Below are 14,546 nucleotides of genomic sequence, written 5' to 3'. Positions count from 1 at the left end.
TGATTATCCTTTTATAATAGCTTCGTCTAGATTAAAAATTAAACTTGTGACAGCGCTAAAAGCATATAGTTTTTCTTTGTCAATAGCGACTTGAGTAGTGACTACTTTTTTGGTTTCGTCATAATTGGCTTCCGATTCTTTTAGAAATGCGAGTAAGTTTTCTATTTCTGTTTCATCGGGAGCACGTGAGGTAATTTTTTTGAATATAGTGTGTATCCGATCTTGATCTGTGAGGTTTTGATCTAGTAATACTTGGGAGGCCAGCACCTCTGCTGCTTCAATAAGCTGTGGGTCATTAAGCATGACGAGTGCTTGTAATGGGGTACTGGTTTTTTGGCGTTCTACGGTGCAATAATCTCTTGTGGCGGCATCAAAGGTCATCATAGATGGCGGTGGTACGGTTCGTTTCCAGAAGGTATATAGACTTCTTCTATATAGGTTTTCTCCTGTGTCCATGATGTATTCTGTGAGCCCTTGTCCTGAAGTGGTTTCTGCCCAAAGTCCTTTGGGTTGATAAGGTTTAACACTTGGGCCACCTATTTTTTCGACAAGCAATCCACTCACGGCAAGTGCATTGTCTCTAATCATCTCGGCAGTTAATTTTTGACGTGTGCTTCTCGCAAGCCATTTATTGTAAGGATCAGCTTCTAAGAGTTCGGGACTTGTTTTGGAGGTTTGTTGATAGGTATTAGATAAGACCATACGTCTGATCATTTTTTTCATATCCCATCCTTCTTCTCTAAAAGTAATCGCGAGCCAGTCCAGAAGTTCTGGGTGGGACGGTAAGGCGCCTTGGTTTCCAAAATCAGAGCTAGAAGCTACGATACCCGTTCCAAAGATTTGTTGCCATAGTCTATTTACAGCCACGCGTGCAGTGAGTGTATTCTTTTCATCAAAAAGCCAATGGGCAAGTCCTAATCTATTGGTTTCAAAACCATCAAATGCGAGTACTGATTTTGGAGTATCTGCTTGTACTTCTTCTCCATAGGCATCATAAGCGCCTCTTTTTAAAACGTATGTTTTTCGGGTAGGAGCATCATCTTTCATCACCATAAGCTGTACTTCTTGTATAGAGTCTGGCATATTGATAAATGAAAGTAATGCTTCGGTTTGTTGTTGTGTGATTTTGATATTAGGCTCTGGAATTTCTCCATAATCTATACGTCCTTTTTCATTTACTTTATTAAAAAAACTATAGAAACTAAAATATTCTTTTTGAGAGATAGGATCGTATTTATGATCGTGGCATTGTGCACATTCCATGGTGAGTCCTAATAAAGATTTAGAGACCGTATTGGTTCTGTCCAATACATACTCTACACGATATTCTTCATCGATCACACCGCCTTCTTGTGTGATTTTATGATTTCTATTAAAACCAGTAGCTATAATTTGTTCTAGACTAGCATCAGGTAGTAAATCTCCTGCTAATTGCCATGTCACAAAATCATTATAGGGGATGTTTTTATTGAAGGCATTAATGACCCAATCACGCCATGGCCACATCACACGCTCTAGGTCATCTTGATATCCGTGCGTATCTGAATATCTAGCAATATCTAGCCAACTGGTCGTCATGTGCTCACCATATTGAGTAGAACTTAGTAGACTATCTACGATACTTTCGTATGCATTTGGATTGCTATTATTTAAAAAAGCATCTATAGCAGTAATACTAGGTGGGAGTCCTGTAAGATCAAAATAAACACGTCGTATTAATTTTTCTTTGCTGGCTCTTTCGGAAGGTGATAATCCTTGTTGTTCTAATTTTTTAATAATGAAATGATCTATTTCATTAGCAACAAGACTTGTATTGGAAATTTGAGGAATTTCTTTTTTTTGGGGAGCGACAAATGCCCAATGATCTTTCCAAACTGCTCCTTGCTCAATCCATTTGGTGAGTATTTGTTTTTCATACTCAGTAAGACTGAGATTAGAATCTTCAGGAGGCATGAGTTTTTCTATTTGGGTAGCATGTATTCTAGAGACAAGTTGGCTGGTAAGTGTATCGTTGGGTACAATGGCAAATCTGTCTTGGTTGGGGCCTATGGCTGCAAACGCCCCTTCTTTAGTGTCTAGTCTTAAACCTGCCTCACGGGTACCATCATCAGGGCCATGACATAAATAACACCTATCTGAAAGAATAGGTTTTACATCAAAAATATAATCGATGGTTTCTGGAAGTGCTTTGGTTTCACTTGCCAATTCAGGATTACTTGTATCTATGGCTGTGTAATCTTCTTGTGTTTCTTTTGAAATATATTTATATCCTAATACCAAGGCAAAAGGGATTACAAAGTACAATAACCATGTAAAGGACGTATGCTGTTGTTTCTTCTTCAAAGTAGAGAGCGTTTTATTGCTATTTACAGTAGGATTAATAGAATGATAACTCTGAAATTTATAATTATAAATTCTCCAACAAGATACTAAATCTATTGTTTATTTAAACGCTTTTTCAGGGCACTATGATGATTTTTGGAAGGTGTGTTTTGTGTTATTTTGATGTTGTAGTATACGCTTTACCGCTTCGCTCTCTCTACGTTTGTGAATCTCGCAAGCTCGATTTCGCGAAAGCGTATAACCAACTTACACATATGCATACCTACCTGTTTTATAACCAAATCTAGCACTTTGTTGAGCTTTAATATATTGTGTGCCTACTATATTTTGTGTTTTTTATGAATAGAATAAAACGGAAAAATATTTTTAAAATACTGTTTATCAGATAATTGTAACTTATTTCTTTTACGGCATAACTTTAGGTTATAATAGAATTGTAGAATCTTATAATCAAACAAAAATTACAATTATAAACCTTAAAGGGATGTATAAACAAATAGAAATAACGGCGTTTTTAGAATTAAAATTAGTAGTTGAGAAAGCAAAAAAGATTTGCAAAGATCGTATCAAAACGATATTTAAAAATTTAAGACAACAGCTTCTGAGAAGAAATCTAGGAAGATCAAAATTTAATGGTATTGAAGATGCGCATCTACACATTAATAATGTTGTCGCAGTATCTCATCCTTCAGGAACATCAAATTCGATCCATCTTTTTCCTGACTCTACAAAAAATCAAAGGAATTCTATACTTGAGGCGTGTTTAAATAGGATGCCAAAAATACAAAGAAGAGCTTTTGTTTATAAAACCTTTGAAGGTAAAAAGACATCATTGATTTGTACAGATCTAGATATTAATGAGGCTGTATTTTGGAAGCTTATTCAGAATGCAAGAAAAGAACTTATTGAAAGTTTAGATCTCAATTAAATCTTCCTAACAAAATTCATGCAACTATCCATTTATTAACCCACCCATTCATACTTATTTATTATGTTATCACTTAACTATCAAATTCCAAGTTTTACATTTAAACCTAAAGAAACGACTATTACTTATTTATATACAGAAGAGACATTAACAGAAACGATAGATGTTGAAAATGTAGAGAGTGATGCTAGAGAAGTAGTAGTAGATCAAAGTACTTCTAAAGATCGTATCCTCACGTATTTTCGCAATGAACTTTTGATCGTATATGTTTCTGAAATCGCTTATATATATAAAGAAAATTCTATTACATATGTTGTACATATGAATGGACAGAAGAGTGTCTCAAATAACAGCTTAGATAGTCTTTTTGCTGGATTAGATCATCATTATTTCTTTAGAGTAAACAGGCAAGTAATCTTAGGTGTTTCTGCCATTAAAAAAATTATAAAAATGGGTCAGGGATTAAAAATAGAAACATATCCCCCTTCAGAAAATCCAATATTTGTAGGGAAAAATAAGTCACTGGCATTTAAGAATTGGTTAAACAGTTGATTTTTCAAAAAGTTAAACAAAAATAGCCGTAAGTCAATAAAAATAGAATTTTGAACTATTTTTTTAATAAAAATACTTGTTTTGTTTAACAAAATGTTTAAATTGTTTCACGCGTATTTTAGTTAATAATTACTCCATAATAAGCATTAATACTAGTAGCTAACATTGTATGTATTGTTTGTTTAGATGAATACGTTAAACGATTAAAAATGGGAAAAATTCTTATTGTAGAGGATGAGTTTATCATTGCTCAAGATTTAAGGAGAATAGTATCTGGTTTGGGGCATGCTGTAATGGGTATGGCAAAATCTGCCGATGAAGCTATGAAAAAGATAGCAAAAGAAGCTCCAGATTTAGTATTGCTAGATATTCATATTATAGGAGATGTAAGAGGTACAGAGTTAGCCCTGAAAATACGTGAAGAATATGGACTTCCTTTTATTTATGTTACTTCGTATTCTGATTCTGGAACGTTACGTGAAATGACTCAGACAAATCCGTTGGGGTATATTTTAAAACCTTTTGATGAACGAGATATTAGAGTTGCCTTAGAACTAGGGTTTCGTAAAATAGAAGTTGATGATTCACCATTGTCTTCTACTTCAGATACTGGTGTCTCTACTACTAGTGTCTCTAAAAAAATAGATACGCTTGGTATTATCGGTGAAAGCGAAGTTATCGCGAAAACATTAAAACAAGTTCAGCAGGTTGCTTTTACAGATATAACGGTACTTATACAGGGAGAAACAGGAACAGGGAAAGAACTTATTATGGAGGCACTTCATAAGAGTTCGCCAAGGAAAAAGAAACCTTTAGTTAAAGTAAATTGTGCAGCATTACCAAGTGATTTAATCGAATCTGTTTTGTTTGGCCATGAGAAAGGAAGTTTTACAGGCGCTACAGAAAAGAGAATTGGAAAGTTTGAACAAGCCAATGGAGGTACTTTGTTTTTAGATGAAATAGGAGAACTTCCTTTAAATAGTCAATCAAAATTATTACGATGCATTCAAGAAAAAGAAATTGAAACCGTGGGCGGTATTATTTCTAAGAAAATTGATGTACGTATTATAGCTGCGACCAATAGAAACCTGGAAGAAGAAGTAGAAAAAGGAGCTTTTAGAGCAGATCTATTTTTTAGATTGAGTATTTTTCCAATATCGGTTCCTCCATTGAGAGAACGAGGGAAAGATATTGAGCTATTGGCAAATTATTTTATGAGTCGTTTTTCTAAAGAAATTAATAGACCTTGTCCAGCATTAGATAAAGAGACTCTTAAAGGTATTATGAGACATGATTGGCCTGGAAATGTTAGAGAATTGCAACATTTTATAGAGCGAGGTATTTTACTTGCTGAAGATAATGTGTTATTTAATTCTTTAGATAATCATGATGCTAAAGACCTTGGGAACCTACAGAAAGAGTTTGAATTGAAATCGCTTCAAGATGTAGAAAGGGAACAAATTATTCAAACATTAAAATACTGTAAAGGAAAGGTGAGAGGTAAAGGAGGAGCTGCTGAAATCCTTAAATTACATCCTAGCACACTAGATTTTAGAATTAAAAAATTAGACATTCAGAAGGAAAATGAATACAAATAATAAGGATTAAAAGTAAACTCCCTTTGTAGTGGTACGTCTTATTGCTGTATTTTGAGAATAATCTGGTTGTAATGATTCTTTACGCGAAATAGCATAATTATCTACAATAATAATATCTCCAGAACACCATCTATGGGTGTAAATAGCTGCTTTTTTGGAAAACAAATCGTTCAAACTTGATATGGTGTCATTTATGTTTTTAAATAAAATTTCCCCTGTAGTTGTACAAATGTCAAACACCTCTTTTGCAAACCTGAAATCAAAATAAATACTAGGGTTCCCGGTGAAAGGATGTACCCATAATAAAGGGTGTATTGTATCATTACCTGAATACATTACTTTTATCCCATCCCATTTTTTTTTAATATCATCATTAAGTTTTGAATACACTTGGTGTAAACTAATAAAAGAAGTTTCCCATTCTTGATGTACAACTTCTGTCATCTGAAAAATACTTACATGTGCTGGGTTTTTTGAATGCGAGTAATCACTATGCCATAAAGAGCTTGAAAGATAGGTGTTATTAGTTGTATTTAATTGTCCAGACATCTTTATGTGGGGTGCTATATAACTCACTTTTTTGTGAGGTGTTCCAAAAAGAGTTGTAATTTTTATCTGCTCTTCTTCACTTAATATACGATGTGAAGGAATCACAATCATTCCTTTATGTTTTAATAAAGATTGAAGTCTGATAATCTCTTGACCACTAATATCTGTTATGTCTATTTTATTATTGATCTGGACACCAAATGAGGTTTTTAAATTTTGGATATCAATAATATTCTTTCTTGTGAGTTTTTTTATTCCAAAGTTCTGAGTAATTTTTCTTAATCCTAAATCCATCATTCCAACTAGTTACGTTTTATAGCATTTTTTAATTCTACTTTCTGAGTAGATGTCTTTATAAAGGCAATAGGTATACCATGCAGCAGTTATTTGTAAATTTTATTTTAAAATACTGATTATCAAATACTTAAATTTAAAGTGAATTTAAACAATATCAAAAATCCAAAAGTGATTATCCAATATATAATAGAAGTTACAATTTGTTGTGTTTTTGTAAGAAGAGAGCATCTTATACAGCTATAGGTTCTTCTATATACATGGTGAATGTTGTGCCTTGTTGTTGATTGATTTGAATTTCACCTTGTAATTGCTCTACCAATCCTTGTACCAATTGCATCCCAAAAGATGAAAGATTATCAATGTCAAAATCTTGAGGCAGGCCCTTTCCATTGTCTTTAATAATAAGAGAATATCTAGAAGTATCATCTATTTGGTTAAACACAATTTTAATAGTGTTATTTAGGGCATTTTTATCTGAAAATGCATATTTATAACAATTGGTAATTAATTCATTTAAAATTAACCCTAACGGTACTGCTAGTCCTATTTGAATTTGTTTCGGATCTATGTCTAAATCAAACTGAATCTTTGTATTGTCTTTTTCAAAACTTTGTTGGATATGCTCGATTAGTTCTTTGACATATGAGGTTACAGAAACTTTTGCAAATTGATTGCCTTTATATAGATTCTGATGTATAATAGCCATCGATTTGATTTTATTCTGGCTTTCTTGAAGTATTGTTTTTAGTTCATTATTATCAATATTTTTATCGATTTGTGTCCCTAAGAGGCTTGAAATGATCTGAAGATTATTTTTAACACGATGATGAATCTCTCGCATTAATAATTTATTTTCTTCATTTTTTTCTTCAATAATTTTTAGCGCTCTTTGTTTAAGACGATATCTATTAAAAAGAACACCTAGAAGTAAAATCACTAGCACCAGAAAGATCAATAAACCTATTTCTAAATAGCGTTGTTTCTCTGCTCTTACTTGCTGGATTTTGTTCTTGTTTTCTAAAGAAGCGATTTCTTGATTCTTTTTTTCTGCCTCTCTAGCAAACTCAAGTCGCTCAGCAATTTTTATTTTTTTCTCATCATTTACACTGTCTTTATAAATAATATGTTGCTTATAATTTTGAAGACTTCTTTCAGGGTTTTTATATATAGAATCAATTTTGGAAAGACTTAAATATGCATTACTGATTTCATCTTTTCGGATATTATTCTTTTTGTTAAATAGAATACTTTCATAAAAGAGTTCTGATGCTTTTTTGAAATGCATTTTTGCATTTTGCATTTTGTTTTGCTTTAAATCTACCCTTCCTAGTATTTCAAAAGAACCAGCTTCTCGATATGTATAATGTGTAGCCTTGTGATATTGCTGAGACTTTAAAAGATATTTTTCTGCTTTATCATACGCTTCTAATTCTAAGTAACAAATTCCTATTCCATAATATGCAGGTCCATTGGAACGATCATCTACTTCACTAGCTAATTCTAGCATTTGTTTATAGACATTTATGGCTTTTGTATATTCTTGAATATGCATATATGCGTTTGCTATATTTAACATAGGAGCCAATTGAAAAGCTAGATTGCCATCTTGTTTATAATAATCTATAGAAAGATTATAGTATTCAACCGCTTCTTCATAATTATTATTATCCTGATGTATGACAGCCAAATTTGTATAAAAAATTCCTTTACTTTCTAAAGAAACAGATGGGTCATCAAGTAGTTTTGTAGCATCTATTAATAAATTAGAAGCTTCTTCAGTATATTCTAGGAGTAAATATTCAGTGCTTAAATCAATTGCCAAATCTATGATCGTGCTATTATCAACTTTATATTTTTTTGCTATTTCATAGGCTTTGTTATAATGATATAAACCCTCTGTATAATTTCCCTGATCTATTAATAATCGTCCCATCGCTTTGTTTGAGCTCTGTAAACTAGCACCATGATCTAATTGTTCAGCTAATGATAGTGCTTCTTGTGCATAAGGAAGTGCTTTTTCAAAATCTCCAGCATAGATCTCGGCATAGCATAGTGAGATAATAGCTTCTACTTTCTTTTCTTCTGTATTTTCATATTTTTTTGAAAGTACTAATGCCTGATTTGCATAGTAGCGGATACTATCCAGGTTTTCGGTATCAATTTTACTGTAATAAAAACTCAATTCAAGAAGTATGTCTATTTTTTCTTGAGTGTCTGCTTGTCTTACAAGTTGATGTAAGCTATCTAATTCTTTATCTTTTTTTTCAGAAACTTGCCCATATGTATAGCTACAAAAGAAGATAATGGGTAGTAGACGTATTAATGTTTTTGGAGTAAATATCATTTCTAAGAAGCTATAAACATACTATATGTAATTATTAAAGATACTAAACTTGGATATAGAACAATACTAGTTGTTTTGTACTTACTAACTAGTTATACCATTCTTTATTTATTTCCAACATTAATCTTTTTCGAGCCCTATGTATAGTTACCCAAAAATTATCTACTGTAATATCTAATTCATTACAAATATCTTCTGTACTCATCTTTTGAATTGTCTTCATGGCAAGTGCTTTATATTGTTTTTTGGGAAGTTTAGCCATATGTTCAAAAACCAATATTTCAAATTCTTTTGCCTCAATTTTCATATCTCCAGATACGTTTGTACGATCTTCATAACGCTCTTCTAGCCAATTGATATCTGAACCATCTCTTTGTATATTCTGAAAACGAACAATAGCTCTATGCTTAGGATTATTGATTTTCCTGTAATAATCTATGATTTTTCGTTTAAGAATAGATGTTAACCATGTTCTCTCTGTAGCTTCCCCTCTAAATTTAGGAGCTGCTTTCAAGGCAGATAAAAAAGTTTCCTGAATGATATCTTTTGCAGTCTCTTCATCTCTTACTCTTGTAATCGTATAATTAAATAAAAAGTCTGCATATGAGTTAATCCACATATTAGGATTTAGCGATTGTGTAGTCATTTTATAATAAGATTTTTAAGTGGTTTTTATTACTGATGATCTACTACCCTAAATATGTGCCAAAAAGATATTTTTACATAAATAACTGTTAATGAGATTGTTATAAATTATCTGTTACTGTTTTTTGATAAAAAAGCACAATATGTTGTGTATGTAAAAACAACATATCGTATAAAGCATCTGTTCAATTTTAAAAAAGGATAAAACGTTGTTTGTTATAACTATTTACAACCACTTGTTATGGGTGCTATACGCTTTCGCGAAAGCGTATAAAGAATTATTGATTTTAAGGACAATGTATATAAGTTTAAACGAATCCTTTTATGATCAATTAAAAACTCTTCTCAGTCTTAGAATACCTAAAAAAAGCGCTTTCTGATTGGCTATAGTGATAAATATTTTTTGCTTCAATCCTTGACCTTCTTTAGTTACAGGATAATATCCATTTTGTTCTAAAGAATGAATGATATTTTTTGCAAAAGAAACGTTGTAGTCAAACCGGTATAAACTGAATAATAGTCCAAAAACATTATTGTTGAACCAAGGCTTAAATACCTCAAATTCATTAAGCAATCTTCCTCTTGAATTTTTAAAATAAATGCCGAGATGTGCTAGGGTTTTGACAGAATGAGTAGCTAAATTTTCGAGATGTGTTTGCGATCTTTTTTTACTCGACCCATTTGGATTTGTAAGATAATTATACCCAATAATCTTGGGAATGGTAACTTTTTGAGTATAACAAAATACCTTCATGCAAAAATCAAAATCTTCTCCATTCATCACATCAATAAACCGAATATGATGATTTTCGATAAGCTCTCTTTTAATAACTCTACTCCAAACATTACTATCATATATCCGTGAGGCTATGATTTGTTGTACTGTATAGTCTCCAGGAGGATAGATACGTTGGCCATGCACCACATCTTCTTCTACCCAATTAATTCCAAATAAAAGGAGTTCTGGAGCTGTTTTGATCAAAATATCATACACCTCCCCAATAAAATGATCGTTCAAATAATCATCTGCATCTATAAGCCAGATATAGGAGCCCGTTGCTTCATCTAAACCTCTATTCCTAGCTGCGCTTACGCCTGCATTATCCTGATCTATAACAATGAGTCTTGGATCATGAATAGCCTGTAACTCTTTTAAACTAGTATCTGTAGAACCATCATTTACGGCAATCACTTCTATTTCCATAGAATCATCACAGGAATCTAAAATAGAAAGGATGCATTTTTTAATAAACTTCTCAGTATTATAAACAGGAATAATAATGCTTAAAACCATTGGGTGTATAAAATGAATTTTAGATCAATAAGGAAGTAGGTGTGATACTTATTTTGCAGGTGTAAAGTTAGAAATATGATAAAGATGATTACCTCTATGTGGGTAGTAAATAGGTAGCAAAATCATATAAAAACACTAATAAAAGGTAGCAAATGATATCTTTGCTCTCAGTAAAGTATAAAACTTACGATTTGCATTTTTAGATAATAGCTGCAATTTTTCATTTAATTAAACCCTCTTGAAAACAAAAATTCTCTTCCTATTATTAATACTATCTTTCTCTGTCACCGCACAAGTAAAAGATAGCATTTTAGATGCACTAAAATTACAAATAGATCAAGCAGCTTCAGATTCTATTAAAATTCCTCTTCAAATACAACTAGCTAATCATACAAGGCAATTTGATATAGAAATAGCAAAAGAAATTCTTAAAGACATTTTACAAGAAATAGAAGAAAATGACTATAATAGTGCATACTACCTAAAGCAAAAGGCGGCTGTTTATAATGGACTTGGGGAATGTGCACAGGATCAAAGTGATAAAGCAAATGCATTACACTATTATTTAAAGTCGGTAAAGATCACAGAAAAGATTTTAGACTCCATAGGCATGGGACTTTCATATCATAATCTAGGATATTTATATTATGGAAAGAGCGATGAAGGTAAAGCGAAAGAGTATGCTAGAAAAGCTATAAAAGTTAGACAGGCTTTAGGAGAAGAATATTCGTTTGATCTAGCAATGACCTATAACGTTTTGGCACTAGGGTTTCAACAGTTTAAGCAACCAGATTCTGCTTTTTATTATTTTGAAAAGGCCAAAGAAGTTGATCAGTCTAAAGAAGGTCTTATAATTACAAACTCAAACATGGCATTCCTGTATACTGGGCAGAAAAAATATGACAAGGCAATTCCTTTGTTTGAGGAAAGTATTAAAGTAGCGCAAGCTCGTAAAGAATATAAAACCTTAAGCTCACATTATCAGAATTTAGGATACATTTATAGACAGCTTAAAGAATATGATAAAGCTATTGAGCTTACAGATAGCGCCATTTTTTATGCTCAAACTATTGGTAACAAAAGACAATTAGAAAATGAGTATTACAGTAGGCATACGATATATAAGCTTAAAGGAGATTATAAAAAAGCCTATGAAGATTATCAACTCTCAATAACGTATCTAGACTCTATACATAATGTTGAAGAGTTAAATCGTTTTACCGAGTTAGACTTAAAATATCAATTTGAAAAAGAAAAAGAAATTGCAGCAATAGCACTTAAAAATGAAAAAAGGAAGAAGAAAGTATATCTTGTATTCTTTATCCTTGCGGTGATTATTGCTTTGTTAGTACTCTACTTATTTAGAAAGAATAACAAGCAAAAATTAATCCTTGCTCAAAATAAAATAGCGCTAAAAGAAGTTGAAAAACTAAAAACAGATTTAGCTCTTGCTACCAGAGAAAAAGAGCTTAAAAAAGTAATACTCAAAAACTCTATTACAGAAGAAGTGCTTAATAAAACCTTGGATGATATAAAAGAAATTATCACTTTTGAGAATGAAAAAGAGCGGAAAGTAGCCTTGCGATCGTTATCTGCATCTTTACTTTCTGAAAAAACATCAAAAGCCTCAACCACGAGTTTGCAAAATTATTTAGATAAGATAGATCTCGATTTTAAAATACGATTAGATACTCATTTTCCCACTCTAAAACCTAAAGAAAAAGAACTGCTTTCTCTTATAAAGTTTGGATTGAGTACTTTAGAAATAAGCAAGTTACTTAATACAACACTCCCCGCTATTAAATCTTCAAGATATCGTATTCGAAAAAAATTAGGATTACAATCTAATGACGATATTATTGCATATATAGAAAGTAAAGATTCTTCAAGTTTAAATTTATAATATGAGATTGTTTTTAGCTTTTTTATGAGGAGATGTACGCTTTCGCACTTCGACTTTGCTCAGTATAAATTTCACTTACGTGAAAACATATATAACTAAAATCCCATATAAAAATAGTGTTCGTCATTACTTTTAATGTAATGAAGTAGTTTTTCAAGTGCCTGTCAAACAGCCATTTATTTTTTTGAGCCCCTTTTGATACCCTGTATTTTTTGTGTCTTTCTCATTACTCCAATTACTTTGTGTACGTAAATGAGTCGTAAAAGATCTTATTGAAACTACTACACCTATGAATCCCTCCATTCAATACGCTAAGTGCGGAACCATTAATATTGCTTACCAGACATTTGGCTCAGGTCCTATTGATATTGTATATATCCCAGGGTGGGTATCCAATATAGACTGGATGTGGGCTTGTCCAGAATTAGTACACTTTTTTAATGAGCTTGGGAAAATAGCCAGAGTCATTCTTTTTGACAAACGAGGTACAGGTCTTTCAGATAGAATTCTAGATCATGCTACGTTGGAAGAACGCATGGAAGATATTAAAGTGGTTATGGATGCTGCAGGTTCTAAGAAAGCCATTTTATTTGGACATTCAGAAGGAGGAAGTGTCTCTGCGTTATTTAGTGCAACCTACCCCAATCGTGTACTTGCATTGATGGCGTTTGGAATCTTTGCAAAACGTCGCTATTCAGAAGACTATCCATGGGCACCTACAGATGAGGAACGTCAGAAGGTATATGAGATGATTGAAAATAGCTGGGGAAGTGGTCAAATGAATTTAGAAACATTGGCACCATCCAAAGCTAAAGATGAAGTATTCATGAGTTGGCTAGCTAATTATTTTAGATCTGGAGCTAGCCCTTCTGCAGCTTTACGACTTACAAAAATGAATACAGAAGTAAATATCACAGATATTTTACCAAGTATAAAAGTACCTACGCTTTTGATGCAACGCACCCATGATATTGATGTAAAGATTGAAGAAGGCAGATTTATAGCAAAGCATATTGAAGGAGCAAAGTGGGTTGAGTTTGATGGAGATGATCATCTTTTTTGGGCAGGAAATACAGATGAGGTACTGTTAGAAATAAAACACTTTATCACTTCGTTACCCCAAGAAATCGTACATAAAAAAGGATTGATTACCATGTTGTTTGGTCACATTGAAAAAGTATCTAAAAAAGGATTCAAAACAGATTGGATTTGTGCAATAATAATGGCCTATGGAGGCGAACTTGTTCAAACAAACAAAATGTACTTTGTGGCTACATTCAATTCTTCAAAAAATGCAACGCGTTGTAGTATGAGCTTACTAGAAAAATCAAAAAGCTATGACATTTGTACAACCATGGGAATCTATACCCGAGAAGGGAATCTGATAGATAGATGTAGAATGCAGATGGAGGATGACTATATGATAAAAGCGATACGCTTGCAAGCACATACCAATCAAATTCTTGTATCTCAAACCATAAAGAATCTTCTGTCAGGAGGCAGTATTAAATTTATAAAAACAGCTGCGGTATTAAATTTTCAATCTACCACATTATGTGAGCTTTTTGTTATTGACAATGAAACGATAACCGAAAGTAATAACGAGTTTGAAAAAATAGGATGCCCAAAAAATGAAACATTTCTAGAAAAACTGCTTCAGGTGATAGAACATAATCTTGATGATACAGATTTTGGTATAGAAACACTTTGCCAATCCTTTCTGGTGAGTGAGCGTCAATTGCAACGAAAAGTAAAAGAAGTAACGGGAAAATCACCTAACTCTCTTATTACGTCTATGCGATTAAATAAAGCAAAATCTGCACTCTTGTCTTATCAAGATACAGTGGCAGAAATTGCCTTTCAATTTGGATTTTCTAGTCCTTCTTATTTTTCAAAATGTTTTAAAAAAGAGTTTGGAGTAACACCCACAGAAATTGTTGCTTCATAACCTAAAAAAATAGCTATTTCCTTATGCATAGAGCATAAAATTACCAATATACATGTCGGAAATGTACTAGCATTAGGCGGTATTGTTACAGCTTACTAATAGTAGTAGACCTAATTTTGGGGACATATTCACATACCCAACAGTA

10 protein-coding genes are annotated in these 14,546 nt (G+C 32.3%); 5 read left to right on the top strand and 5 right to left on the bottom strand.

All coding sequences use genetic code 11. The annotated features are described in order from the left end of the window. Nucleotides 1-3: 3 nt before the first annotated feature. A complete protein-coding gene (locus CHB80_RS03795) occupies nucleotides 4-2,343 on the bottom strand; it encodes a PSD1 and planctomycete cytochrome C domain-containing protein (RefSeq protein ID WP_229746877.1) in 2,340 nt (779 codons plus the stop codon). A gap of 484 nt (nucleotides 2,344-2,827) precedes the next feature. Here CHB80_RS03795 and CHB80_RS03790 point away from each other — a divergent pair, with 484 nt between their 5' ends. From CHB80_RS03790 to CHB80_RS03780, 3 genes are all read left to right on the top strand, one after another. After that, nucleotides 2,828-3,271: a sigma factor-like helix-turn-helix DNA-binding protein gene (locus tag CHB80_RS03790; protein ID WP_089370088.1), complete on the top strand. Its 444-nt coding sequence runs from the start codon at nucleotides 2,828-2,830 to the stop codon at nucleotides 3,269-3,271. 63 nt (nucleotides 3,272-3,334) lie between these two features. Continuing rightward, nucleotides 3,335-3,823 carry a LytTR family transcriptional regulator DNA-binding domain-containing protein gene (locus CHB80_RS03785; protein ID WP_089370087.1) on the top strand — a complete coding sequence of 163 codons (489 nt, stop codon included), beginning with the start codon at nucleotides 3,335-3,337 and terminating at the stop codon, nucleotides 3,821-3,823. Nucleotides 3,824-4,032: 209 nt separating this feature from the next. After that, nucleotides 4,033-5,421, top strand: coding sequence for a sigma-54-dependent transcriptional regulator (locus tag CHB80_RS03780; protein WP_089370086.1), 1,389 nt, complete (start codon nucleotides 4,033-4,035; stop codon nucleotides 5,419-5,421). Between the two features lie 6 nt (nucleotides 5,422-5,427). On the opposite strand, the gene CHB80_RS03775 is transcribed toward CHB80_RS03780, so the two are convergent. The 4 genes from CHB80_RS03775 to CHB80_RS03760 form a co-directional block, all read right to left on the bottom strand. Then, nucleotides 5,428-6,267 carry a TauD/TfdA dioxygenase family protein gene (locus tag CHB80_RS03775; protein WP_089370085.1) on the bottom strand — a complete coding sequence of 280 codons (840 nt, stop codon included), beginning with the start codon at nucleotides 6,265-6,267 and terminating at the stop codon, nucleotides 5,428-5,430. A 229-nt stretch (nucleotides 6,268-6,496) separates the two neighbouring features. Continuing rightward, nucleotides 6,497-8,611 (bottom strand): tetratricopeptide repeat protein, encoded by a 2,115-nt coding sequence (locus tag CHB80_RS03770; protein WP_089370084.1) that lies wholly within the window; start codon nucleotides 8,609-8,611, stop codon nucleotides 6,497-6,499. 88 nt (nucleotides 8,612-8,699) lie between these two features. Next, entirely contained in the window at nucleotides 8,700-9,257 is a 558-nt protein-coding gene (locus tag CHB80_RS03765) for an RNA polymerase sigma factor (RefSeq protein WP_089370083.1), read from the bottom strand. A 327-nt stretch (nucleotides 9,258-9,584) separates the two neighbouring features. Next, nucleotides 9,585-10,550 carry a glycosyltransferase family 2 protein gene (locus CHB80_RS03760; RefSeq protein ID WP_089370082.1) on the bottom strand — a complete coding sequence of 322 codons (966 nt, stop codon included), beginning with the start codon at nucleotides 10,548-10,550 and terminating at the stop codon, nucleotides 9,585-9,587. Between the two features lie 238 nt (nucleotides 10,551-10,788). Here CHB80_RS03760 and CHB80_RS03755 point away from each other — a divergent pair, with 238 nt between their 5' ends. Continuing rightward, complete coding sequence (locus CHB80_RS03755) at nucleotides 10,789-12,453, top strand: tetratricopeptide repeat protein (protein WP_089370081.1); 1,665 nt, start codon at nucleotides 10,789-10,791, stop codon at nucleotides 12,451-12,453. 289 nt (nucleotides 12,454-12,742) lie between these two features. Continuing rightward, nucleotides 12,743-14,401 carry an alpha/beta fold hydrolase gene (locus tag CHB80_RS03750; RefSeq protein ID WP_089370080.1) on the top strand — a complete coding sequence of 553 codons (1,659 nt, stop codon included), beginning with the start codon at nucleotides 12,743-12,745 and terminating at the stop codon, nucleotides 14,399-14,401. Nucleotides 14,402-14,546: the final 145 nt, after the last annotated feature.

This window comes from Dokdonia pacifica (assembly GCF_900188275.1).
Taxonomy (GTDB): domain Bacteria; phylum Bacteroidota; class Bacteroidia; order Flavobacteriales; family Flavobacteriaceae; genus Dokdonia; species Dokdonia pacifica.
This window is presented reverse-complemented; position numbering and strand designations above follow the sequence as displayed.

What these genes read in the sequence shown, in the direction of transcription:
- CHB80_RS03785 (WP_089370087.1), top strand. Translation starts at nt 3,335, where the DNA reads ATGTTATCACTTAACTATCAAATTCCAAGTTTTACATTTAAACCTAAA.
- CHB80_RS03760 (WP_089370082.1), bottom strand. Translation starts at nt 10,550, where the DNA reads ATGGTTTTAAGCATTATTATTCCTGTTTATAATACTGAGAAGTTTATT.
- CHB80_RS03750 (WP_089370080.1), top strand. Translation starts at nt 12,743, where the DNA reads ATGAATCCCTCCATTCAATACGCTAAGTGCGGAACCATTAATATTGCT.
- CHB80_RS03770 (WP_089370084.1), bottom strand. Translation starts at nt 8,611, where the DNA reads ATGATATTTACTCCAAAAACATTAATACGTCTACTACCCATTATCTTC.
- CHB80_RS03775 (WP_089370085.1), bottom strand. Translation starts at nt 6,267, where the DNA reads ATGATGGATTTAGGATTAAGAAAAATTACTCAGAACTTTGGAATAAAA.
- CHB80_RS03780 (WP_089370086.1), top strand. Translation starts at nt 4,033, where the DNA reads ATGGGAAAAATTCTTATTGTAGAGGATGAGTTTATCATTGCTCAAGAT.
- CHB80_RS03790 (WP_089370088.1), top strand. Translation starts at nt 2,828, where the DNA reads ATGTATAAACAAATAGAAATAACGGCGTTTTTAGAATTAAAATTAGTA.
- CHB80_RS03765 (WP_089370083.1), bottom strand. Translation starts at nt 9,257, where the DNA reads ATGACTACACAATCGCTAAATCCTAATATGTGGATTAACTCATATGCA.